We start from the raw sequence: 23,686 nt of genomic DNA, 5'->3' as shown, positions 1-23,686 counted from the left end.
TTGAAGAATGGCCATCTAAGCGTGTTTTATTTAGCTTCATCAACAAATACATACAGCTTCTGTACTTTACCGTTTTCAATTACAAACAGGTCCATTCCTGTTACCGCGTCTGGTTTTTCTTTAGGTCCGAATTGCCAGAACAGGCGTGCAATATTATGATGTGCGTTGATTGCTTTTACATGTGTAAAGCGGGCAGATGGATTATCTTTCTGTAGTTTATTAACAAACTCATTGATACTGTCATAACCAGTAGCAGTGAAGTGTCTGTCTACCATTTCAATGTCTGCTGCATATACCTTTTGAGCAATTGCACTGCGTTTAGCGGCATCTTTTTCATTCCATATCAGCAGGTGTTGTTCAACGATTGCGAGAAGATCTTTTGTATCCATAGTAATTGTATTTAAGTTATTAACAGCTGTTTTAGGTGACCACAGTAATTCTTTTGGATGATTCTTTTCATATTCTTTACCTTCCGGATAGGATACCAATTCCATTTTAGCGCCCCATGGTGTTTCAAAGTACACCCATGTTTCACCAGCAGTGTCGCCCATTGTTGTGTGGAATGGTTCTCCCAGCATTTTGACATTTTTTGATTTCAGGTAGGCCACCGCAGCATTAATATCTGTGGTGTAAAATGCGATGTGAGTAGCGCCGGCATCATCACCACCTGGTTGTTGTTGTGCACCTTTATTATTTTCATAGTAGAATAGTTCAATATTGGCGCCGCTACCTGCATGTACCATTTTGATGGATACGGCGCCTGTACCTGACTGCATGTGATTAGCTGTTTTCCAGGCATCGTTCAGTGGTATGGGTCCTATCTGCGTAACAGGTGTGAAGCCCAGTACATCGGTAAAGAATGCGACTGCCTGTGACATATCCGGAACGTTGACACCGATGTGATCTATTCCCAGAATACCAGCTTTTGTTTGTGCAGATGCTTTTTCTATTGAGCCTAATGTCAATGCTGCTACCAGTATTATAATGCTATGCTTTAAGCCTTTCATGATTCTTTGTTTTTATTTTTTGTGTTGTTATTGTTTGTGCTATTGATAACACAAATGTCCGCTGTTATGAAGGATTGGTACATTGACATATGTCTGAAAAAACCATTGACAAAAATCAATGAAACGGGCATAGTTATTTCGCCCCTTCCAAATGAGCGTTCACAGCTTAAATTGATTGTTTTACCCGGATTACCTGTTTCAGATGGGATAAATCCTCTTTCTTTACAGTGCTAATGGTATTTTAAATCGCATTGTACTATGAGACCTCTTTTACTACTTGCATTGTTCCTGTTTTTTGCCTGTTCTAAGGGCACTCAGAGCGAGCCGGTTGCTCCAACGGTAGATACTACAGTTACTTCTATTGATGATGATCTTGACGGTCCTATTGGCCGCCCGGCAACGGGGTATGGCAAGGATGGCAGTTATACTGTGGCGAAAGTTAGTTTTGCCAGTCCGACCTATGCGGGTAAGCAGGTGGAGATCTTTTATCCAAAAGAAGCGACAGGCAGCCGGCCAGTCATATTTTATTCACATCCTTATGGCGGAGAAGAAAGCGCCTATAACATAGGTTTATATGAGTTTATCGCCAAAAAAGGGTATGCTGTTGTATTTGCTCCATATCCGACAACAGGTGTTACAGTAGATGAACGATATAATACACTCTGGCAGAGTTTCAAGGCAGCAGTGAAGAATCATCCGGAAATTATCGATACCCGTAAGGTGGGCTTCATGGGACACTCTTTTGGAGGTGGCGCATCATTCGCATTGGGTTATCGTGCTTTTACAAAGGAAGGCTGGGGCAAAGATGGTCGGTTCATTTTTTCTATGGCGCAATGGTATTCCTATCAGCTTCCTGATTCACAGTTACAACGCTTCCCCGCTAATACGAAACTGATCACGCAGGTATATAATGATGATGTTACAAATGATCACAGGATGGCGATAGATGTGTTTAAACAGATCAACATACCTGCGACAGAAAAGGATTTTATTCTTGTAAAAAAGAGTGTATTATCCAGTTATACTTATACTGCCGCACATGATCTGCCTAATACGCGGTCTGCATACGATGCGTATGATTATTACGTGATATACAGACTGCTGGATGCAATGATCGATTATAGTTTTAATGGCAATACGGCTGCGAAGAATGTAGCGTTGGGAAATGGTTCTGCGGAGCAGGTGACATTACCTTCTTACAGGGGACAAGCCTTGACACCTTTGGAGGTGACAGATAATCCCAGTCCGTCATTTTTACAGAGTAAATACACATTTCCCTGTAACTCAGCAGAGAATCCAAGGGTTAGTAATTGTCAATAAACGACTGGTATAAACGGGACTTCTGAAAGCGCTCAGTTGTAGGAGTGTTGCATAAGGGCTGCACAGTTGAAACTGCGAGCCCCAGATGATCATTTCCATGACCATAGGTACCAATGTAATCCCTTTTTCTGTGATACGATAGATCAATTTTGATTTTTCGTCTGTTGCCCTTGTTGACAGGTAACAGCCTCCTTATTTACAATCTGTTTTCGAGAAAATTTTTGATATCTCTTTGCTTGGGATAGTCTGGTAGGGTGGGTGGCAGATCATTCAGAAATTCCAGCATAGACCGTTTTACAATCTGGTTGTTGTTATGCAGCCCATTCCAGAGGATATGTCCTGCATTTTTGATGTATTGGCTACGTGTGATATTCGGATTAATAGCCAATAGATCCATAGGCGCATTCCTTTCAATATAAGAGCTTTCGCCGAGCATCAGCATGGTTGGTACATGTACTTGTTTATAGTCTTCCACAAGATGCTTATCATACGATGGCACCTGTTGCGGAATGATCCCTACTATCGAAAAGTTGATGACACTGATATCAACTTTTGGTATTTGATTGCTGTCGGCCGCCGGGAATGAATTACGGAAGATTTTTTGTGTAAGGTCTGTATGCGCAGCGAAATAGTTAATAACCTCGTTTTGTGGAGTGAATTCTCCTGTTGGATTTACCACGAATCCCAGAAATATCCTGAAGGGCATATCGACATTGTCTTTCAGTGCATTGGGTGATTTGGGATATACAGGGTGCTCTGCTTCCTTTACGGTAGTACCTGGTTCTATAATAATCGCTTTTGCTATCCTTTTGGCGATAACGGCGTTAGCCGTCAGTTGAGCAAGCATGGATGCGCCATAAGATTGTCCGATCACAATATATTGCCGTGCATTAATCTTATTCAGGATCGCTTCAAAGTCCTGAATATTCCGTTTATGTGAATATGCTGATTTAGGTAGTTGTCCGCTTCTGCCCGCTCCTACCTGATCATACAGGTAGACATCGTAACCTTCTGCTGTAAATGTGGAGAAGAAGTCGAGTTCCAGTTGTCTTACATAAGCCCCAGGACCACCATGAATAAAGATAATGGGCGTCTCTTTCTTGGCGACACCAGGTTGCGCATTGAACTGATAATAGGCAATCTTGCTACCCGTCTTTAGCAACCAGTATTTTGTAGTGACACCGGGTAAATCAGCGGGCATTTTTATGGCCTCATCTGATGCAACGGGGATAATTGTATAAACGACAAAGACTATAAATGTCAGTAAGACAAACAGGCAGGTGAACAATCTTGTTCGGGAAGATAGCCATCTTAGTCTGTGAAATAACCAGCCGGTGGTGAGTACGATAAGAAAGGTGATACCAGCGGCCAGTTTTCCCTCGCTGACGCCGTTTGTAAAGACGATGCAGAGACCATAGAGAATTATCAATACAATCAGTGTCAACAGGAGCTTCAGTAGAAATGCAATACGGCTTCTGGCCCTCTTTTTCCAGGAGATTACTTGTGTCATATACTAATGGTATAAAAATGATAAAATATTATTTCTACCTGGATGTAGGTCTCGTTTAGTGAGCGGATATATAAGGAAACACGAAATTATTGCATGTTTTTAATATTTCAAAAAGGGAATGGAGAAACAGCAGCCGGATGGCGCAAGTCATCTCCTCAGCTGCTGTTTGTGAATGTGTTTCGGGGAATGGATTATCCGTGTGCAGCTACTGCTACATCGTTCCATTCTTCCCAAAGGGACAATCTTTGTTCGTACACCTGCTTTACGACAGGTAACGCTACTTTACCCATAAAGAGGCGTAAAGGAGGATTCGGGCTATCTATCAGTTTCAATAATGCCTCATTGGTAGCCTCCATTTTTCCGAAATGCTCCGGTTTTACATTTGTCTTAATGGCTTCCCTTAATGGTTCGTACAATGGTGTGTGTTCGGTTTGTGCATAAGAGGAACCGCCCCAGAATTCTGTCGCATAACCGTTAGGTTCTACCAGTGATACATTGATGCCGAATGGTTTTACTTCAGCTGCCAGTGTTTCGCTAAGTCCTTCGACCGCAAATTTGGATGCGGTGTAAACACCTAAGGTTGGTAATGTCGCATGTCCGAGGAAACTGGATACCTGGATAATATGTCCGCTTTTCTGTTCTCGTAGCACAGGTAAGGCAGCCTGACTTACCCATAATAAGCCGAAGAAGTTTGTTTCCATCTGTTTACGCGCCTGTTCTTCTGTTGTTTCTTCTATCGCTCCCTGCAGACCGAAACCAGCGTTATTGATGACTACATCAATACGGCCAAAATGTGCCTTTGCTTTTTGGATGGCAGCAAAAGCTGCTTCTCTGCTATGTACGTCGAGTTGTAACGGTAAGATAGCGTCACCGTATTGTTTCACCAGGTCATTAAGTGAGTTGGTATCTCTTGCTGTGGCGGCAGCTTTATCACCGCGTTTCAGCAGGGCTTCAGCCCATGATTTACCGAAACCTCTGGATGCGCCTGTTATGAAAATGATCTTTGACATTGTTTCTTATTTTTAAATTGATAGGACAAAGCTACGGGGGCTATCGGCGGGAAAATGACGTAAAAGTCGGATTTACTTATACATTTTTACGTGACAGGGATATTGTACCTTTATCCGGTTATTTAAAAATGGTTTTATGGCAAAACAGGCAGTTGTTAATAAATCGGTATTTGATTTTCTGAATAAGTTAAAGAACAATAATAACCGGGAGTGGTTTAACGCTAACAAGGATACATATCTGGGAGAGTTAGCCACTGTAGAGCAGTTTGCAGAAGGGTTGTTGCAGGAGCTGAAGGCGCATGATGAAATAGAAACTTTATCGGGGAAAGATAGTTTGTATCGCATTTACAGAGATACCCGTTTCTCAAATGATAAAACGCCATATAAACAACATCTGGCGGGTAGTTTTAAAAGGGCTACAAAATACCGCCGGGGAGGTTATTATTTTCATATAGAGCCAGGTAATACTTTTGTAGCAGGTGGTTTCTGGGGTCCTAGTACGGAAGATCTCAGACGTATCAGAGATGAAATCGCTTTTGACCCTGCTCCTTTGCGTAAGATACTGAAGGCAAAAACGTTTGTAGCTACCTTCGGTGGTTTACAGGGCGAGCAGTTAAAGAAGGCGCCGAAAGGATTTGATCCGGCACATGAAGCGATTGATCTGTTGCGCTACAAACAGTTTATTCTGAAGAAAGATTTTCCGGATGAAGTGGTGTTAAGCGGACAGTTTCTGAAGGAGATGAACAATGCATTTAAGCAGATGCGTCCTTTCCTGGATTATATGAGTGAGGTATTGACGACTGATATCAATGGAGAGTCTTTATAGGTATAGGTGATGGCGGTATCATATAACGCCATCACCTTTATATTTATAGTTGCTGCTGGTATTTCAGCAGGTTGTTATTTTCTTTTCTGTTTTTGAGGATGTTCACATAGCGGAGGGCGAGTTTGTTATTATAGTTTTCATAGGCTTTTTGCGCCCATTCGATCGCCTGATCGAGTTGCCCGTTTATTTCGCAGATAATGGCCATATTATAACATGCTCTACCAGCAATTTTACTGCTGGCGGCAGTCGTTTCTTTTTTCCACAGTTCAGCTGCTCCATCCCAGTTACCGGTTTGTGCTTTACGTTTAGCGATGCTGAAGTTATCGGTTCCTTTTACATAGTAGTCTCTGTTGACGCGTATCCAATACGGGATTAATCTGAGAGCATAATCTTGTCCGGCTTTTCTGCTGACGTCTTTTACCGCGTCTTTGCGGTTCAGTATAGCACCGGCAGCAACTACGGGATTGATCCCTTTTCCAGACAAAGTGATGTCTTTGGTGATTGGGTATTCATCCAATATCAGTTTTTCAGCAGGATCATAGATTCTCCATCCTGTCTTCACAGTGGTGAGCATACTTGCCTGGTGTTCGATACCAGGAATATTACCGAGTGGTGTTTTCATAGAAACAGGAACGGCGTTGTAGCTTACTTTGGAATCTGTGTCAAACAGTTCCAGAGAGAATAAGGCATCTATGCGTTTTTCATGGCAGATCTTTTCAACGATATCCCAGGAGAGCGGCGCCTGGAACTGCCCCGGAATGGTGGAGTGCAGGTCAATGGTGTTGAATACTGTGACATTTGAGAAACGGTTGTTTTTGATCAGTTCATCCGCCAGTCCGATCGTACTTGCGCGGGATGCTTGGATGTCGAGACTATCCCCTTCCATTGTCAGTACTTTATCGACCACATCGAGTACCTTATTTTTTTCAGTTACGATGCTTCTGTTGACGATGCCGACATTTTTGATGTCAGGTGAGATGGTAACCGGAGCAGGTTGTTGTACGCTGATGTAGACAAGATTAGTTGAACTACAGGAACAGAGCGTTAGTGAAGCCAGTGCGATGGCATACAGTTTTTTCATAGATAGGTAATTTCTCCCGAACGTTATAGTGTACAATGCAAAGATTAGTTCCCTGATATAACAGGTAATTCAATATTGGGGATTAAGATAGCAATTAAATTAATATTTAATATAATGCCTTATTGCTGGAGGTGAAGTATATCGCCGGTGTGAATGGCGCCCTGGCCATTATGCAGGAGGTTTTGTCCGAAGAGGACTTTTTTATTGTGTGTTCTGTAACGGGCGAGTGTACGGAGCGGTTCCTGACCTTTGATGGCTGTTTGTTGATCGACGGTGGTCATCACACAACGTCCGCAGGGTTTAACGCCGTAGAAATTGATATCCCCGATTTTGAAATGGTGCATTTCATCTTCCTGGAAGGGAGTGCCGCCGATAAATACGATGTTGGGCCGGAAGCGGTCCATAGGAACAGGCGTTTCCAGGCGGTCATTCAGTTCATCGAGAGAGGATTGTCCGATGATCAGGAAGGGATAACCATCTGCAAAAGATACGATCTCTTCATGCTTAGCGTATGCTGCTTCTACTTTTCGGTGGCTGTTATCGGGCATGTATACGAGTCGGACAGGAAAGCCCATTCTTTCAGTAAACCATTGATCAGCTGCCGGACTGACGATCGTGGCGGTGCAGGTATCATCCCAGACAGTTACCTGTTCGGTGATGGTAGTGAGTGGTTCAAAGGGGACGGTAAACGCGTCGCTTTTAAAGTGGACGAGGATCCCTTCGTTTGCCAGTTGTAGTTTAAACAATGCCATTACCGGATGTTCCCTTTGTGTAAGGAAACGGTTCTGGTCATCAATTAGCATCCAGCGGCGGTCATATCTGAAACCACGGTCTGTAATATCTGCTTTCTCCAGGGCGATGCCGCCGAGAGATTTTACAGGATAGATGAATAATTGGCTGACTTGTAACATAGCCGCGAAAGTACAATTAATCCATCATTTCCCGGAAGAGATCAGGATGCCGGTACGAATGTGCCTTTAACGATCCTGGTGATGGTAAGGAATAGCAGGTAAACGATGACAAAGGAGGTGACGGCAAGTAATGATCCGGCGACCAGCTGGTGACCGATGGCCATTGTATGCCTGGTATAATTAAGCGTGGCGATGGTCGTAGCGGCTAATGGGAAGCTGACGGACCACCAGGATACGCGGAAGGGACAACTTTTGGGAATGAGTATGATTTTGCTGGCGAGTAGCAGCAGGAGGAACAGGTTGAAATAAAGGAATATGGCGGCTGTGATATCCAGGGTACCTGAAAGGCCGATATAGCTGTTGAAGGCGAGGGCGAAAGGGCCGGTAAGGATCAGTAAAGTGGGTTGTACTGGTTCTGGAAGAGGTGGTTGGAAGATGAGTCGGGAGATGATCACGACCAGCAGGATGACGGCAAAGAGAAGACCGATGCCGAAGAAGAGGAGGCATATTTCCCGGGAGCCTGGGAAAGAGAAGCGGTTGCCGATGATAGGGACATCCAGTGTGCCTACAACGGGGAGTACCCAGGCGGGAGCTGCACTACCAGGATCCTGCTGATGGTCCAGCCATTTTTTCAGTACAAACCAGGCGAAGGCAAACATCAGGATAGCGCCGAGGGCCCACATACCGAGGGCCAGTTGGGGGCTATAGTTGAGTAGTATGCCGGGAAGCAGCAGCAGGGATATGATGAAGGTGGCAAAGAAGCAGATAGAGGTAGGGTGATTGAATTCTGTTTTTATGAGGGGCATGTATCGGGTACATTTCACGCCATAGGTGATGGTGAGGGCAATGAAGGCGGCAACAGCTATAATGCCCAGTATTTCGCTTATTATGACCGGAACCTGCCAGACTTCATGTGCGATGCGCCATGCGAACGTAAGGCCGCAAAGGCCCATTACACCGCCGAAAAGAGAAACCGGTAGGAATTGCAGGAAAGAAGGACGGGAGGACATATACAGCTGATTTGTTTTCAGGAGGAGGATAATAATGATGCCGTTATTGTGGCGTGTTGATTATTAGTGAATTAGGTGGGGTGTATGGATGAAGTGGCAGCGATATATCGCTGATAAGTGAAGATAAAGCGGGATTTCGATAAATGGAAATGGGGTACAATGGATGAAATGAACTCATCTTTGTTGGGGAACGTAAAAGAGATATTCTTTAAACTTTAAAGGGGGAAACTGTGGATGAAGTATAGAGATGGCGATAAATAGCTTTATTTAATGTGGAAGGCGCCGTCTTTATCGATGTAATAGTCGATACCGTTGGTGGCTTTTAGTGCTTTCAGCACATTTTCCACGGGTTGGTGTCTGTCGATTACTCCTGAAAAGCGTTTATTGGCTACTTCTTTATTATCAAGTTCAAGAGATATACCATATAAGCGGGGAATGACCCGGCATACTTCTTCCAGTCTTGCGTTGCTGAAGAGGAATTTACCTACTCTCCAACTCAGGACGTCAGTTTCATCAAAGACGGAGGTACTTAGTTTGCTGGAGGTGTACACTGCTTCCTGGCCGGGCGATAGCTGCAGGCTGTCCTGTGCGCCAACGATTTTTACGGCGCCCTGTACGAGGGCTACTTTAGCGACACCGCTATCGTAGGTATTGACGTTGAATTCGGTACCTAATACTCTGACGGTGGTATTGGGGAGGTGTACGGTGAATGGCTGGCTGGCCTGTTTAGCTATTTTCAGGTAAGCTTCCCCGTTGATGTACACTTCTCTGTTTTTACTGCTGAAGGCGAGCGGGAACCTGATGGAGGTGGCGGCGTTCAGTTGTACTTCTGTCCCATCGGATAAGCGTATGGTATAATCTTTTCCCGGGGGAACGGTAAGTGTGGCGAATTCAGCGGCGTTGGCTGACGGATTGGTTGTGTACGTCAGGGTTTTGTTGCTGGATTGCATGGTAACATTACCGGCAATGACCTGGCTGGTATCGGTGTTGAGGTTGACTACCTGTCCACCGGCGAGGTGCAGCTGAATATTTTTATTATTACTCACCTGTGCTGCCTGGCTGGTAGTGATACCGATGTTCGATGACTCCGGTTTAAACAGATGTGGAATAGTCAGGAGTGCGATCACGGCAGCGGCTGCTGAGGCAGCGATGGCGCTGATGGCAATAACTTTCTTTCTTTTCTGGCGGTGTATACGGTTAATAATAGCGTCGGCAGGATCAGTAAATGGTTGGCTCCTGATTTTGTCAACAATTGCTGGTGTGAGTACCTGTAACATATCGTCACGCATTTCGCGTGCGTCTTCGTTAACAGTTATTTCATTGAATAACGTCTCCCTTCCGGCGTCTGTGAGGGTTCCGGATATTTCCTGCAACACTAGTATTCTGATATCTTCGAGATTCGTATTCATCTGTACTATAAAGTAATATTTAAGTAATAGGTAACCTTCCCTTTCCAATTATTTTGCTGCGTGTAATTTTTCCCGCAGGATTTTCAGTGCTTTACTGATATTATTTTTTACGACCTGGAGGCTGATGTTTTGTTCGGCGGCGATTGTTTTCTGGCTTTTGTCTTCCAGGTATAATTTGATAAAAGACTTTCTTGCAGCTGGAGGGATATGTTCTATTGCATGTTGTAATTGTTTGGCCAGTTCAGCACTTTCGAATGGTTTCATGAGCGTACTGGACTCAAGGAAGTAATTATATCCGTGTTGTTTTTTATCCCTTGTTTTATCTTTTTTTATTTTGATAATGCTTTCGTTGCGGGTGGCACGGATAAGGTAAGCGAGGAGAGAAGGTTTCAGTTCTATATTTTCTTTCACGTTCCAGAAGCGGATAAACACTTCCTGCACGATATCTTCGGCCTCATCCATATCCCTGAGGATGTAATAGGCTTCCATGACCATTTGTGGCCGATAGAGGTCTACTAGTTCTCTCAAGGCGGATTCATCACCTTTTTTCAGACGATATAATATGTCGGCTTCGTTATTTAGCTTCTCTTCTTTCATAGATCCGTCTCAACAGTATGGTGACTATTTATGAGTCATTAGTTTAGGTACTTACAACAAATAGTTTACCAGGCGAGTTATCTTTATAGCGGACAACAAACCTGGTGTAAGTAATATATTCCTGTTATGGTTATTGGTGGAAAAGAAGAAGGACGATGTACCGACCACTGGTCATCCCTTATAATTCCCTGATGTGAATGTTCTGGCTGAAGTTAGTTAAAAGGTAATACATTTTTAATGATGAGCTAACTTTATTTTTTTATTGAGATGGAAAATAATATCGCTTTGTAATAAATGAAATAATCAAAATACGACACTTCTTTATATCGGGTGTGAAAATCTACGGCTGATTTATTTGAATGAAAAAACTATTCCCCAATATGGGAAAAGATAAGGAGGGTAAGCACTGCGAAAATTTCTCACAAAAAAAGTTTGCTTATGAAGGTTACCTTAATGTTAAGTTTTACTTTATGGAGATGTACATAGGGAACAATATCTGATAAGGAATGTTCGATCGACGTTTTATTATACCTATTGAAATCGGCTAAAACAACTAGTGGGCAGCAACGATGCTCAGATTGCTTTTATCATAGGATTTCCCAGTAACCAGGACACCCTCATTATCACAATAACGACAGAGTAAATTGCCAGATTTATCTGGGTCGCTCTTATTGTGTTCAGGGTGTTTTGTCCCATTTATATGTGGTGCGAAAAGCGCTGCGAGGAGGTTTATTGGGTATACATGACCAACCATTTTACTAACCAAAATTGCTGTGCAAACTATGCAAAAGATTGTCAAACTCAACCGCGTCGTCCTATACTGTTGTATGGTTGTTCTGTTCTGTCTGCAACATAGGGTTTACGCTGCTCCGACTCAGGGGAAACCGGTGAGTCTAACGATTAAGAATTCATCTTTAGCGGAGGTATTACGTCAGGTGTCGAAGAAGAGCGGGCTGTATATTTATTTCCAGGATGCAGATCTGGCGGGTCATCGGAATGTGTCGCTGGATGCGAAGAATAAGCCGGTCGAGAGTGTTTTGCATGAGTTATTGGATGAGCGGGGGTTTTCGTGGGTGGAGGTGAGTGAGAATACGATTGCGGTTAAAAAAAAATTAGAGAGAGAGGAAGGAAAGGTTGAGATGGATACGGTGAGTACGATAACGGTGACGGGGAAGGTGGTGGATGAGAAGGGGGAGCCGGTGATTGGAGCCACGGTGGTGGTGAAGGGGGGGAAAGTTGGGACAACCACAAATGTGAGAGGAATATTTGAACTAAAAGGAGTTAAAACTAATTCTTCATTAGTTATATCTAACCTTTCATTTTTATCTAAAGAAGTTGCTGTTAAAGGTCGATTGGTAATAGGTGAAGTGCAACTAAAAGAATATGTTGGAGTATTAGATGAGACCGTAGTCATTGCATACGGGACTACAACAAAACGTTTTAATACTGGAAATGTAGCTTCTGTTAGTGCTGCTGAAATTGAAAGACAACCGGTTAACAATCCGTTATACGCATTGCAAGGAAGAGTTGCCGGACTTCAAGTAACACCAACAACCGGTTTAGGTTCAGGAGCTGTTAGTATTCAGATTAGAGGCAGAAACTCCTTAAGCTTCCAGTCTGACCCATTAGTAGTTGTGGACGGGCTTCCTGTTGCCAATAATATAACAGGACTGGGTCATGGTAGCTTGCTACAAATTTCAGCTTTGAGTTTTATCAACCCTAACGACATAGAGTCAATTGAGGTATTAAAAGATGCAGATGCAACATCTATATATGGAAGCAGGGGGGCTAATGGTGTTATTCTTATCACAACCAAAAAGGGGAAAGTTGATGATGTCAGAATTGATATAAATATTCGAAATGGATGGTCTGATGTTCCACGAAGAATGAAAATGCTAAATACGACACAGTATTTGGATTTAAGGAAAGAGGCATATGCAAATAGTGGAATCGATATATCCAGCTTGGAGTTGTCAAGAAGCAATGTAGATGTTAAATATTGGGATAAGGATCGTTACACAGATTGGCAGAAGGTATTAATTGGTAATCATGCCAAATATAATGACATACAAGGAACTCTATCGGGAGGCTCTACACAAGTTCAATACACGTTAGGTGGAAACTATCATAATGAAACAACTGTGTTTAGTAAAAACGACTATGATAGAAAGGGGAGTGCTCATATGAGTATTTCCGGTACAACGACTAATCAAAAATTTAAAGGTATTGTTAGCGCTAGTTATTTAATAGATAACAATAGGCTTCCTATGACCGATTTTACTAGGAGCGCATTGACATTGTCCCCTAATGCCCCAAGTTTGTATACGTCCGAAGGAGCGTTAAATTGGGGACCAATGCCTAATGGTAGTCGCAGTTGGGAAAATCCTTATGGAGAATTATTTAAAAGTTATGAAGCTCGTCTTAGTAATCTTATATCTAGTGCAACTTTTAGCTATTCATTTAGCGATGCTTTTACGGCGAAAATTCAAATGGGTTATAATGAGTTGAGAGGGAATTCATTCCGTAAGACATATCCTTTTGCCGGGCGAGCCCCAGAGTTTTTAAATGAGCCAGGTAACGCCTCATTTAATGCAAGTAATATGAAAAATTTGAGTTTCGAACCGCAATTGAACTATAAATTCAATTTGAAAAAAATAGATTTTGACATTCTATTTGGTGGTTCTATTCAAAATACCACAAAGGAGGAGCAGTTTATTTTTGCTCAAGGTGCGACCAATGATGCCTTATTAAAAAATCTAGCAGCAGCAACATATTATTATTTAAATAATAATTCTTCTCAATATAAATATGCTGCAGCATTTGCACGAATTGGATTCAATTGGGATAAAAAGTATATATTAAATTTAAGCGCTCGTCGGGATGGAAGCAGCCGTTTTGGTCCTAATAACCAATTTGGGAACTTCGGATCAATAGGAGCAGCATGGTTATTTGGCCAAGAAGATTTTTCAAAAATAGTATTTCCTTTTCTCAGTTTTGGAAAGATTAGATTCAGTTATGGGACATCCGGAAATGATGGAATCGGAGATTATCAATATCTAGAGCGATACGATCCAATAGATGTATCTGATCCATATCAAGGTGTTAGAGGATATCGTACTAGAGGGCTTTTTAATCCATATTATGCTTGGGAAGTAACAAAAAAAATGGAGTTAGGCTTGGAAATTGGAGTTCTAAAAGATCGGCTTTTTTTAACGACTAGTTTTTTTAGAAATCGATCAAACAATCAATTACAAAATTATCCCTTTTCAAGTATAGTCGGGCCTGGAGGGCCATTATATAATATTGGAGCTTTAGTACAAAATCAAGGAATTGAGGTTTTAATCAATTCGGAAAATATTAAGAATAAAAAATTTAAGTGGTCTACATCATTTAATATAAGCAAAAATAGAAATAAATTATTGTCCTATCCCGATATTGAGAACTCCGCCTATTACCAGTCAATAATTGGGCAGCCATTTTATGGAGAAGTAAGAGCATATAATTCAACAGGAGTGGACCCGGCAACAGGCAAATATTCTTTTCTTTCTGTTGATGGAAAGATTGTATCGGACCCTATAGATCCTAATCGTCAAGATTATGGTCAGTATTTAAGGATTTTAACAACCCCAAAGTTTTTTGGTGGGATGGGTAATACCCTTTCATGGGGAAACTTTACACTTGATATCTATCTCCAATTTACTAAGCAAAACGGAATGAATCCTATGATGGATTTTATTTTCTTAGCCGGATCTCAAAATAATTTACCTGTTGAATTTTTAAATAGATGGCAGAAGAGCGGGGACAAATCCGATTTTCAAAAGGTCTATAATGTTCGTCCTGATGATTATAATACTGCGTTGGATAGGGTTGCGGGTAGCAACTATTCTTATACAGATGCGTCTTTTATTCGATTAAAGAATATGTCTCTTTCTTATAGTATGTCTAACGACTTAGTGAAAAAAATTCGATTGAAAGATTTGCGGTTATATTTTCAAACACAAAATTTATTCACTATTACTGGTTATAAGGGATTGGATCCCGAAACTCAAACAATTGGTTCATTGCCTCCGTTGAGAACAATGACAGTAGGAGTGCAAGTGGGATTATGATTTTTTAATTTAATAAAGCTTCTTTGATGTTACCAAATCATCTATTTTCTATATGGGAGATTTCGAAGAGAATAATTGTCCTCATTTTATTGGCGATAGGCCCGATAGGGTGTAAGAAGTTAATTGAGGTCGATCCGCCTGTTAATTCAATTATTGGAAATGAAATATATAACTCTGATGCCACGGCGTCGTCGGTATTAACTGGTATCTATACAGACATGAGTAATGCTGGAGTTTTTTGTGGGTCAAATTCAATATCACTTCGTGCAGGATTATCAGCTGATGAATTAGTAGCTACTACAGAGCCATCAGATATATTGAATAGGATTTATACTAATTCACTAACTAATAATGGGGATCAGCTTTTTTGGACTGATTTGTACACTTATGTTTTTAGAGTAAACTCTGCAATTGAAGGTATATCCCAGTCGCAAAATATAACTCAATCTACTAAACGCCAATTGTTGGGAGAAGCGAAATTTTTGCGTGCGTTCTTTTATTTTTATTTAATTAATTTTTATGGAGATGTTCCTCTTTTACTTAGCACAGATATAAAAGTTAATAATGTTGCATCTCGGACTTCGACTGACGAAGTTTATAAGCAGGTAATTGCTGATCTTATTGAGGCAAAAGAGTCTTTAAGCACCATGTACTTAGCAGCTAATCTTTCTACTGAATCGAATGAACGTTTAAGACCCAATAAATTTGTTGCTAGTGCTTTGCTTGCCAGAGTGTATTTATATGTGGAAAAATGGGATTTGGCTGAGCAGGAAGCAAATTTTGTCATTGATGGCACTTCTAAATACACGCTGGAATCTTTGACAAATGTCTTTCTGAAAGATAGTCGTGAAGCGATTTGGCAGTTACAACCTGTGAATGCAGGTATGAATACATTTGATGCAGCAGTATTTGTATTAGCTGCTGGCGACGGAAGACCTGAAGGTCCTGATGGACAGGCATTTAGTCGTCCTGTATATTTAAGCAATCAGCTATGCGAGAATTTTGAATTAAGTGATAGAAGGAAGCTCTTATGGATTGGTAATGCAAACAGCAATGGCCGCGTTTATCCTTATGCGTTTAAATACAAAGCGTGGATTTTCGGAGTAGAGCGGACTGAGTATTTAGTCGTATTTCGTTTAGCTGAATTATACCTAATACGCTCAGAATCAAGATTGATGCAAGGAAGGTTAACAGGCGACAATTCTGCAGAAACAGATTTAAACATAATTCGGAGGAGAAGCGGTCTTGAAAATTTACATTCTTCAGATAAGTTAACCATGCTTACTTATATTTTAAATGAAAAAAGATCTGAATTTTTTACAGAATGGGGGCATCGTTGGTTAGACTTAAAGCGAACAGGGAAAATCGACCAGGTAATGATTCTGGCAGCACCCCTGAAAGGTGGTAGTTGGACCTCTTATAAAGCTCTCTATCCAATTCCTGTGAATGATATCAAGCGTAATCCTAGTCTAAGAGGACATCAGAATCCAGGGTATCCTGAAATTTAAGATACTATTGTAGAGCACATATTTATAATATTGATAAAATTCGATTACCAAACATGGTAGTAAGAATGAATAATGTAAAAAATTGCAGAATGAATAAGTATTGTTATGCCTTAATATTTACGATATTTTCTTTTTCTAAATATGCCGTTAACGCACAAGTTGCTAAGACTGTTTTTCTCCCAAAATGTGGGATTCCAACTCGTTGGGCTTCACAAGTAGATGTTGAACATCCTTTACCCGATTATCCTCGGCCTCAAATGCAAAGGGATAATTGGATCAATTTAAATGGTTTGTGGGACTATGCAATTACAAATGAAAGAAACGTTCTACCAGATATTTATAGTGGGAAAATTTTAGTTCCATTTCCAATTGAATCATCCCTTTCGGGTGTTCGAAAAGGACTAACACGGTCTCAAATATTATGGTATAAACGTAACGTTAAAATATCTGGCATAAAAAGCGACGAGAGATTATTACTCCACTTTGGAGCAGTAGACTACAAAGCTACTATTTATGTTAATGGAAAATTAATTGGAACTCATGAAGGTGGATATACATCGTTTTCTTTGGATATATCCCATGTTGTCAAACGAGGTGATAATGAGATTGTAGTAAAGGTATATGATCCAACAGATGATGGGATAAATCCACATGGAAAGCAATCGTTAAATCCAGGAAATATATATTATACCGCAAGTTCTGGTATTTGGCAAACTGTATGGTTGGAAAGAGTTCCATCTAGTTATGTTTCCGACGTAACTATTGCTTCAGATATTGATAGTGGATATGTAAAAATAAATGTTGCAACTGTTGATTGTTTGGGCAAGGGAGATTCAATAAAGATTAGTTGTTCTGATGGCACTTCCGCGATTGGAGCTTTGAAAGGTGATATGAAATTGTTAATTAAATCGCCTCATTTATGGACCCCTGATGATCCATTTCTTTATGATTTGAATATATCCCTAATACGAAATAACAAAGTTATTGATGTTGTTAACAGTTATTTTGGGATGAGAAAGATTAGTGTAAAAAAAGATTCAACTGGGGTCGATCGTATATTTTTGAATAATAAATATGTGTATAACTTAGGCGTTCTAGATCAAGGTTTCTGGCCGGATGGATTATATACTGCCCCAACTGATGATGCGTTGAAATTTGATATTGCTATCTGTAAGAAAATGGGATTTAATACTATAAGAAAGCATATTAAGATTGAATCTGACAGATGGTACTATCATGCAGATAAGCTCGGTGTGATTGTTTGGCAAGACTTTGTAAACCCTAATGTTAAATTATTACCGAGTGCTAAAAAGGCTTTTGAAGATCAGGTAGAAGAAACAATAAAACAATTATACAATCATCCATGTATTACCACTTGGGTCTTATTTAATGAGAAGTGGGGGCAGTATGATCAACAACGTTTAACTAGATGGGTCAAAGAAAAAGATCCATCTAGATTGGTCAATGGACATTCAGGAGAACTGTTATATGTGAATAATCAACTTAGAAGTCCTGCTCCTGATGCATATATTGATGCTGATTTAACTGATATACATTCATATCCATATCCTAGAAATGCACCCAGCCTAGATGGTAAGGCTCGCGTTTTGGGAGAGTATGGGGGGATAGGCGTTTCTGTGGATGGTCATAAGTGGAATGATCTTGAAACTGGTTGGGGCTACGATGGGACTATTAGTCCTTCTGCTATGCTCAGTCAATATGAAGATATGATGGATTCTATTATCATATTGGAACGTGATGGTTTAAGTGCATCTATATATACTCAGCCATTTGATGTTGAGTCTGAACAGAATGGGCTAATCTCATATGATCGGCAGGTGGCTAAAGTCCCACTAGAGAAGTTACAAGCTATAAATAATAGAATTCTGAATAGGATATCGTCGATAGGAGCGACACACGAAAACATAATCATTGATGTTATGGATACAACAGTGGTAAGTTATAATGTGCGAATGGACGAATTTAAAAATGGCAGAAATGATTCCGTATTTCTACGTCGGCTTACTGTTGAGGCTAATAAGCGTTCGCAGTTAGATGAGGTTCAGCTAATAGCCAATCGCTACTTAAAAGGATTAAAAAATCCCTTTGCAGAAGAGAATTTACGTTTCATTACAAAATTCACCAAAAATGTCAATGACACTGGATTCTCTATTTTATATAATAATGTTAATAGAGTTAATGCTATTCTTGGGCCTGATGAGGCGGAGGCATGTATTACAGCGTGTATTGAAAACAGCGAGATTAAGCCGTATATAGATGAACAGAAGCATCCAGAATGGGATGAAATTAAAAAACGCATTTCTAGATTCGGTCCTTTGGGTAAGGAAACTTTACTTCAAGCACAAGTTTTTTACTCCATTAATTTAAAAGATTATAATTTATTTAGCGAAGTGGCTTCTGAATGGTATAATACATATGGTAAGAATAGAAAGTGGGTTACAGATTTTTTGATTAATACAATGTCCTGGTATTTGTTCTTGGATTGTAAGGATACTAGTGCGTTGACAATTGCAATTGCATGGATACAAAAAGTTGTTGAGAGATCACCGTCGCCTGATAATTATGATACCTATGCTAATCTTCTTTATAAAACTGGAGAAAAAGACAAAGCAATCGAAATCCAAGAAATAGCTGTGAAATTGCACACTGGGGACGGGAATATATCCGAACTAATTACACATTTGGAAAAAATGAAAAAAGGAGAACCGACGTGGGATAATTGATGACAATTGTAAACTGGACTGCAGTTGTATTGCAGATGATTTTTATAAATTGCCCTTTTTGGTAAATTTTAAGGATAAGATGAGGCGAATATTACCACTAACAACAGTGTTTGTGATTATATTACTCTTACTGGAAGGTATAGAAGTAGTGGCCCAAAGTAAGGTAATTAATGAAAGTACATATCAATCATGGCCGATATTAGGTAGTTCTGCAATTAATGGGAATGGTAGATATGTAAGTTATTTCGTGAAAAATTATTTTTCACCAGAATCCAATTTGCATATCTCATCTTCTGATGGAAAAAAGCGAATCCAGATTAATAATTGTCATTGGGCAGAATTTATATCAGGAAATAGGATTGTATTTTTGCAAAATGATCAAAATTTATCATTTGTAGATCTTAAAGAGTTTAAGTTAATTAAAAAAATATCTCGAGTTGGAGACATGAAAATTATTGGCAATACACTGAATAAATTTTTATTATATCGATTACAAGGTAGCGATTCTATTTGTTTGTTCAGTTTGCTAGATGGTCGAGTTACATGGTTTGGAGGAATAGATTCTTATGATGTTAGTAAAGATGAGAAGTTCTTACTCTTGAAAACTAAGTCACAATTAAGTCGAGAAGGTAGTGAAATAACTTACTTTAATGTCAATTCAAAAAATGAAAAAAAGATTCGAATAGCAGGTAATGTTATTAGCATGGCCATACAGTCAGATGATAAGGGAATGGCATTTGTGAGTGAAGAATTTGCAGGTTACGGTCGTAAGCTATGGTTTTATAATGTAGCTCAAGATCACTTGCAACTCTTGCTTGACAGTGTAGCTACCAAAAATTTTTTTAGTTATGAATGTTCTATTTCTGGTAATAGTATAACATTTAGTGATATAGGGGATAAGATTTTTTTTAATATTGACAGAAAGGGTTCTTCTAAACAAGAAAGGAGAAGTGGAGAAGTAATAGTATGGTCATATAAAGATAAGATATTGGAGTCTCAAAAGATTTGGCTAGGATATGGATTAGAGAAAGAAAGTATTTATTGTGTATTCAATTTGAAGACTAAAACATTCTTGAAACTTGATGAATCTGCAGATATTATTAATGTAAAAGGCATGTTCAATAGATACGCAGTTGTTTTGCCTAATAAGGCGACCTTATGGTTTCAAAATATAGAATCTCCAGATTCGCTATTTATTATTGATACTGATTCTGCCTATGGTTCTAAGGAATACTTGCCTGCATCTATATACTCTGATCCAATATTGTCCCCAGATGAACGCTTTGTTGTATGGTTTGACAAAAAGACTTTAAAATATTATTCTTACGATATTCGAAATCATAAGATACATAACATAGATAAATCAATTCCTACACTTCTATATGATCAAGATGCTGCTAAAATAAGGAGAATTGGAACTTGGGGAATCGCTGGATGGATACCGGAGGAGAAATCGATCTTGGTATATGATCAATTTGATATCTGGAAATTAAGTTTAGAGGATTCTCAGTCTGCGGTAAATATTACTGAGGGAGAAGGTAGGAAAAATAGAATAACGTTGACTATTAAAGGGAGAAACTATTTAGATACCTTTTCTCGGAAGCAAAACTTGATAATAATTGGGTATAATAGAGAAAATAAAGATGGAGGGTACTGGAAGCTGCAATTAGGAAAGAAATTTCGTTTAGCCCCAGATCATTTAAATCCATTCTCTGTATCATCTAGGACTCCATATGGAATATATTATAGTGCAAGCGGTGATGTGATTTCCGCAAGGAACGCCGATATGCATATTGTAGTTCGTGAGAGTGCTGCCGAGTCATCAAATATTTATATAACAAGCGATTTTAAAAGTTATACTAAACTATCGAATGTTAATCCAGAAAAGGAATATAAGTGGATGACAAGCGAATTAGTTGAATGGAAAGCATTTGATGGAAGAATATGCCAAGGCCTTTTGTATAGGCCCAGTGATTTTGATTCCACCAAAAGGTATCCTTTGATTTTAAATTATTATGAGAAGAGAAGTGACGAGTTGCATAAATTTATTATTCCTGATTACTCCAAGGATAATTTAAATATACCAAGTTTCGTTGATGCAGGATTCTTAATCTTTGTTCCAGATATTTATTCGACGCCAGGTTTTAATGGAGAAGGTACTTATAATTGTATTGAATCTGCAACAAAATTTCTTTCAACATTTTCGTATGTTGATTCTAACAAAATCGCTTTGCAAGGGCATAGCTATGGTGGTTGGCAGACGAATTACATGGTAACTCATTCTAATAGATATGCTGCTGCCTGTGAGGCTGCTGGGGTTGCTGATCAAATAAGTGGTTATGGTCAATTGGCATACAACTTTGGCGGAGATAGACAAATGTTTTATGAGCTCAATAGCCAGGGAAGTCCATATGGATTAGGTATCACTCCCTGGACGAAACCTGATTTATATATTAAGAACTCTCCTATTTTTAACGTTGGTAATATTGTTACGCCACTCCTAATGATGCACAATCGCGATGATGAGGCTGTCCCTTTTAGTCAAGCTGTAGAGTTTTTTTTGGCATTAAGGAGAGCGAGTAAGAAGGTTTGGTTGTTGCAGTATGTCGGAGAATATAGTCATCAAGTAACAGGACCGGCTGCGAAGGATTATCATACGAAAATGCTACAGTTTTTTGAGCACTATTTAAAAGGTGAAAGCTGTCCATCATGGATGCAATGACAAGATGAAGTTGAAGAGGAGGAAAGTACTTATATATTGTATTTATGCGCTTGAGACTGATTGATTTTCTTTAAATGTTTTCCGTAGTCAATGTTATTCGAAGTCTATTTCACATTTTGAGTATGAATATAAAGGGTTTGAATTTTTTTTGTACTTACAATGAGAACTATTTTTATCAACTACCAATATTTGAAGCAAATTGCAATTGTGGGTAGCGAACAAAACTAAAAGCCGCCTTAGTTATTTCTAAGGCGGCTTTTAAAATATTTGATATTAACTATTCAGCAGCAGTTGTTGCCAAAGTCAATACAGAAGCTGTACAGATATTGGAAACGCCTTGTACTGTAGTCTTCGTTGTGTAGAACGTAGACAGTGCACCTGAATTTGTCAGGCGAGCGTTAAGAGCTGCTGGACAAAGAGGGTAAGAAATACCATTGATTGTTGTAGTACCAGTTCTTGCGAAATATACAGGAGCTGTGAATTTGGATGCTGCAAACGCAAACGCACCACCAACTACTGCGAACAATGCAACTGCAGAAAGAACGATTTTTGCTTTCTTCATAACTTTCTCGCCTTTTAAAATCAAAAGGCTAAACTTAGGAAATTTGGATTAACGCCTACTCTCTTCTAATGGTTTTCGGCTTCCCCATTAAGTAACCTCAAAACGAGGTCATATGCCTGATCAGGACAATAAGTTTTATGCGAAATGAAATACCAGATGAACAGGTTTCTCAAAGTGACATACTAAGCAGTATGCCGGTTATTTTCATTTGGATAATCGTTTACGGGTAACAAGTTAATTTTCATGAATGCCTTCTTTAACAGTAATGGTAGCATGATGATTAATGGTGAGAGACTTTTTTGTCGTCGTCTCTAAGTCAAAGATAGCACCATCGCGAAGGCTTTCACTTAGGAATCAGGGCCGGAAACTTTGGAGATCATGAAATTCATCGGAAAACAAAGAAGCGAAAGTACCATCAGTGATAGCACTTTCGCTTCGAAAACCTGGAAAAAATGGAGAAAAGGTAAAAACTACTGCAGCATGTCCGCAACATGACCTAGGATATACTGATTACTTCTCTGTCCGGGGCTACCAGGGATACCGAATGCTGACAGGTCAACTTTGAGCCTGGCGTGATCCCTTCGACAGTATCCCCTTCCTGAATAACATCCCCTTTGTCAAAGACGTAGTAAGCGAAATTCCAGAGCAGTGTTGCCACTGTTGAGGGATTTTCATTGGTAAAACGGATCTCAAAGTCCGGCAGACCGAAAGTATGCAGTCCGATGGTGTCCATGAGCATTTCCTTGTTGGCAGAATTCGAGATATTGAACAGGCGGACATTCACCAGTGTGTCTAATAAGCCCTGTTGTTCAAATATCTGGTTAGGAGGAAGGAGTTTCTCTGCAGGGAGGGAGTAAACCACGTCCGGTTGGGTGGCGATGATAACAGCCCTTAAAAAGTGCATAAACAGCTCATGTCTGGCTTTATAGGGTAAAGGCCTGGTCATGAGGTCGTTGATCAGGAACTCATACTGACACCCGGAAGCTACTTCCGCGGCGGCGGACCAGTGCCAGTTTTGTTGTAAAACCTGCTCCGGTATCAGTCCCAGTTTGTTTACCGGCATGATCGCACACTGTGCGTGTACGGTGGCGTCGGAGAACTCAACCGGCAGATTGGGGAAGGTAAATAACATATTCCCGGTGTTTTCTACCGCAGGATAGGATTTTTGCAGCTCTTCCAGTATGCGGGCGTAATTAATGACGGGTTGTTGCTTAAACAACAATCGGCAGCCCAGCATAGCAGGCATATTGGCTACCGCCATAGGTGATTCAGGTGTGTTCGGAAAATTCATAGGCGACTAAATTAGTAACATCTTGTCACGTTTTTCTTTTCCCGGCTGTCTTAATATCAACAAAAGATA

16 protein-coding genes are annotated in these 23,686 nt (G+C 40.1%); 6 read left to right on the top strand and 10 right to left on the bottom strand.

Annotated elements, in window-relative coordinates; genetic code table 11:
• Window positions 1-26: 26 nt before the first annotated feature.
• The gene (locus CPIN_RS00710) at window positions 27-1,007 is read right to left on the bottom strand and encodes a VOC family protein (RefSeq protein ID WP_012787826.1); all 981 of its coding nucleotides are present in this window, start codon (window positions 1,005-1,007) and stop codon (window positions 27-29) included.
• Between the two features lie 258 nt (window positions 1,008-1,265).
• Between CPIN_RS00710 and CPIN_RS00705 the strand changes: the two genes are divergently transcribed.
• Window positions 1,266-2,327 (top strand): alpha/beta hydrolase, encoded by a 1,062-nt coding sequence (locus CPIN_RS00705; RefSeq protein WP_012787825.1) that lies wholly within the window; start codon window positions 1,266-1,268, stop codon window positions 2,325-2,327.
• 196 nt (window positions 2,328-2,523) lie between these two features.
• Here CPIN_RS00705 and CPIN_RS00700 read toward each other — a convergent pair whose 3' ends face one another.
• The gene (locus tag CPIN_RS00700) at window positions 2,524-3,837 is read right to left on the bottom strand and encodes an alpha/beta hydrolase (RefSeq protein WP_012787824.1); all 1,314 of its coding nucleotides are present in this window, start codon (window positions 3,835-3,837) and stop codon (window positions 2,524-2,526) included.
• A gap of 191 nt (window positions 3,838-4,028) precedes the next feature.
• A complete protein-coding gene (locus CPIN_RS00695) occupies window positions 4,029-4,847 on the bottom strand; it encodes an SDR family NAD(P)-dependent oxidoreductase (protein WP_012787823.1) in 819 nt (272 codons plus the stop codon).
• A 136-nt stretch (window positions 4,848-4,983) separates the two neighbouring features.
• On the opposite strand from CPIN_RS00695, the gene CPIN_RS00690 reads away from it, so the two are divergent.
• A complete protein-coding gene (locus CPIN_RS00690) occupies window positions 4,984-5,673 on the top strand; it encodes a DUF2461 domain-containing protein (protein ID WP_012787822.1) in 690 nt (229 codons plus the stop codon).
• A gap of 43 nt (window positions 5,674-5,716) precedes the next feature.
• Here CPIN_RS00690 and CPIN_RS00685 read toward each other — a convergent pair whose 3' ends face one another.
• The 5 genes from CPIN_RS00685 to CPIN_RS36195 all read right to left on the bottom strand — a co-directional run bounded on the left by CPIN_RS00685 (window position 5,717) and on the right by CPIN_RS36195 (window position 10,681).
• Window positions 5,717-6,754 carry a DUF6340 family protein gene (locus CPIN_RS00685; RefSeq protein WP_012787821.1) on the bottom strand — a complete coding sequence of 346 codons (1,038 nt, stop codon included), beginning with the start codon at window positions 6,752-6,754 and terminating at the stop codon, window positions 5,717-5,719.
• Window positions 6,755-6,873: 119 nt separating this feature from the next.
• On the bottom strand, window positions 6,874-7,665 hold the full coding sequence (locus CPIN_RS00680) for an MOSC domain-containing protein (RefSeq protein ID WP_012787820.1): 792 nt from the start codon (window positions 7,663-7,665) through the stop codon (window positions 6,874-6,876).
• A 41-nt stretch (window positions 7,666-7,706) separates the two neighbouring features.
• On the bottom strand, window positions 7,707-8,675 hold the full coding sequence (locus tag CPIN_RS00675) for an SLAC1 anion channel family protein (RefSeq protein WP_012787819.1): 969 nt from the start codon (window positions 8,673-8,675) through the stop codon (window positions 7,707-7,709).
• A gap of 263 nt (window positions 8,676-8,938) precedes the next feature.
• Window positions 8,939-10,084, bottom strand: coding sequence for a FecR family protein (locus tag CPIN_RS36200; protein WP_012787818.1), 1,146 nt, complete (start codon window positions 10,082-10,084; stop codon window positions 8,939-8,941).
• A gap of 48 nt (window positions 10,085-10,132) precedes the next feature.
• Window positions 10,133-10,681 (bottom strand): RNA polymerase sigma factor, encoded by a 549-nt coding sequence (locus CPIN_RS36195; RefSeq protein WP_012787817.1) that lies wholly within the window; start codon window positions 10,679-10,681, stop codon window positions 10,133-10,135.
• A gap of 782 nt (window positions 10,682-11,463) precedes the next feature.
• Between CPIN_RS36195 and CPIN_RS00655 the strand changes: the two genes are divergently transcribed.
• From CPIN_RS00655 to CPIN_RS00640, 4 genes are all read left to right on the top strand, one after another.
• Window positions 11,464-14,790 (top strand): SusC/RagA family TonB-linked outer membrane protein, encoded by a 3,327-nt coding sequence (locus tag CPIN_RS00655; protein WP_012787815.1) that lies wholly within the window; start codon window positions 11,464-11,466, stop codon window positions 14,788-14,790.
• A gap of 26 nt (window positions 14,791-14,816) precedes the next feature.
• Window positions 14,817-16,298 carry a RagB/SusD family nutrient uptake outer membrane protein gene (locus tag CPIN_RS00650; RefSeq protein WP_012787814.1) on the top strand — a complete coding sequence of 494 codons (1,482 nt, stop codon included), beginning with the start codon at window positions 14,817-14,819 and terminating at the stop codon, window positions 16,296-16,298.
• A gap of 53 nt (window positions 16,299-16,351) precedes the next feature.
• The gene (locus tag CPIN_RS00645; RefSeq protein WP_148230488.1) at window positions 16,352-19,042 is read left to right on the top strand and encodes a sugar-binding domain-containing protein; all 2,691 of its coding nucleotides are present in this window, start codon (window positions 16,352-16,354) and stop codon (window positions 19,040-19,042) included.
• A 79-nt stretch (window positions 19,043-19,121) separates the two neighbouring features.
• On the top strand, window positions 19,122-21,764 hold the full coding sequence (locus tag CPIN_RS00640; protein WP_012787812.1) for an alpha/beta hydrolase family protein: 2,643 nt from the start codon (window positions 19,122-19,124) through the stop codon (window positions 21,762-21,764).
• Window positions 21,765-22,041: 277 nt separating this feature from the next.
• On the opposite strand, the gene CPIN_RS00635 is transcribed toward CPIN_RS00640, so the two are convergent.
• Both CPIN_RS00635 and CPIN_RS00630 read right to left on the bottom strand, forming a co-directional pair.
• Window positions 22,042-22,326, bottom strand: a complete 285-nt coding sequence (locus CPIN_RS00635) for a hypothetical protein (RefSeq protein WP_012787811.1) — start codon at window positions 22,324-22,326, stop codon at window positions 22,042-22,044.
• Between the two features lie 496 nt (window positions 22,327-22,822).
• Window positions 22,823-23,617: a DUF4261 domain-containing protein gene (locus tag CPIN_RS00630; protein ID WP_012787810.1), complete on the bottom strand. Its 795-nt coding sequence runs from the start codon at window positions 23,615-23,617 to the stop codon at window positions 22,823-22,825.
• Window positions 23,618-23,686 lie beyond the last annotated feature (69 nt).

It is taken from the genome of Chitinophaga pinensis DSM 2588 (assembly GCF_000024005.1).
Classification (GTDB): Bacteria; Bacteroidota; Bacteroidia; order Chitinophagales; family Chitinophagaceae; genus Chitinophaga; species Chitinophaga pinensis.
This window is presented reverse-complemented; position numbering and strand designations above follow the sequence as displayed.

Excerpts from the sequence above, each read along its gene's own strand:
- CPIN_RS00645 (WP_148230488.1), top strand. The coding sequence starts at position 16,352 with ATGGTAGTAAGAATGAATAATGTAAAAAATTGCAGAATGAATAAGTAT.
- CPIN_RS00640 (WP_012787812.1), top strand. The coding sequence starts at position 19,122 with ATGAGGCGAATATTACCACTAACAACAGTGTTTGTGATTATATTACTC.
- CPIN_RS00680 (WP_012787820.1), bottom strand. The coding sequence starts at position 7,665 with ATGTTACAAGTCAGCCAATTATTCATCTATCCTGTAAAATCTCTCGGC.
- CPIN_RS00675 (WP_012787819.1), bottom strand. The coding sequence starts at position 8,675 with ATGTCCTCCCGTCCTTCTTTCCTGCAATTCCTACCGGTTTCTCTTTTC.
- CPIN_RS00705 (WP_012787825.1), top strand. The coding sequence starts at position 1,266 with ATGAGACCTCTTTTACTACTTGCATTGTTCCTGTTTTTTGCCTGTTCT.
- CPIN_RS00690 (WP_012787822.1), top strand. The coding sequence starts at position 4,984 with ATGGCAAAACAGGCAGTTGTTAATAAATCGGTATTTGATTTTCTGAAT.
- CPIN_RS00710 (WP_012787826.1), bottom strand. The coding sequence starts at position 1,007 with ATGAAAGGCTTAAAGCATAGCATTATAATACTGGTAGCAGCATTGACA.
- CPIN_RS00655 (WP_012787815.1), top strand. The coding sequence starts at position 11,464 with ATGCAAAAGATTGTCAAACTCAACCGCGTCGTCCTATACTGTTGTATG.
- CPIN_RS00695 (WP_012787823.1), bottom strand. The coding sequence starts at position 4,847 with ATGTCAAAGATCATTTTCATAACAGGCGCATCCAGAGGTTTCGGTAAA.
- CPIN_RS00700 (WP_012787824.1), bottom strand. The coding sequence starts at position 3,837 with ATGACACAAGTAATCTCCTGGAAAAAGAGGGCCAGAAGCCGTATTGCA.
- CPIN_RS00635 (WP_012787811.1), bottom strand. The coding sequence starts at position 22,326 with ATGAAGAAAGCAAAAATCGTTCTTTCTGCAGTTGCATTGTTCGCAGTA.
- CPIN_RS36195 (WP_012787817.1), bottom strand. The coding sequence starts at position 10,681 with ATGAAAGAAGAGAAGCTAAATAACGAAGCCGACATATTATATCGTCTG.
- CPIN_RS00650 (WP_012787814.1), top strand. The coding sequence starts at position 14,817 with ATGTTACCAAATCATCTATTTTCTATATGGGAGATTTCGAAGAGAATA.
- CPIN_RS36200 (WP_012787818.1), bottom strand. The coding sequence starts at position 10,084 with ATGAATACGAATCTCGAAGATATCAGAATACTAGTGTTGCAGGAAATA.
- CPIN_RS00685 (WP_012787821.1), bottom strand. The coding sequence starts at position 6,754 with ATGAAAAAACTGTATGCCATCGCACTGGCTTCACTAACGCTCTGTTCC.
- CPIN_RS00630 (WP_012787810.1), bottom strand. The coding sequence starts at position 23,617 with ATGAATTTTCCGAACACACCTGAATCACCTATGGCGGTAGCCAATATG.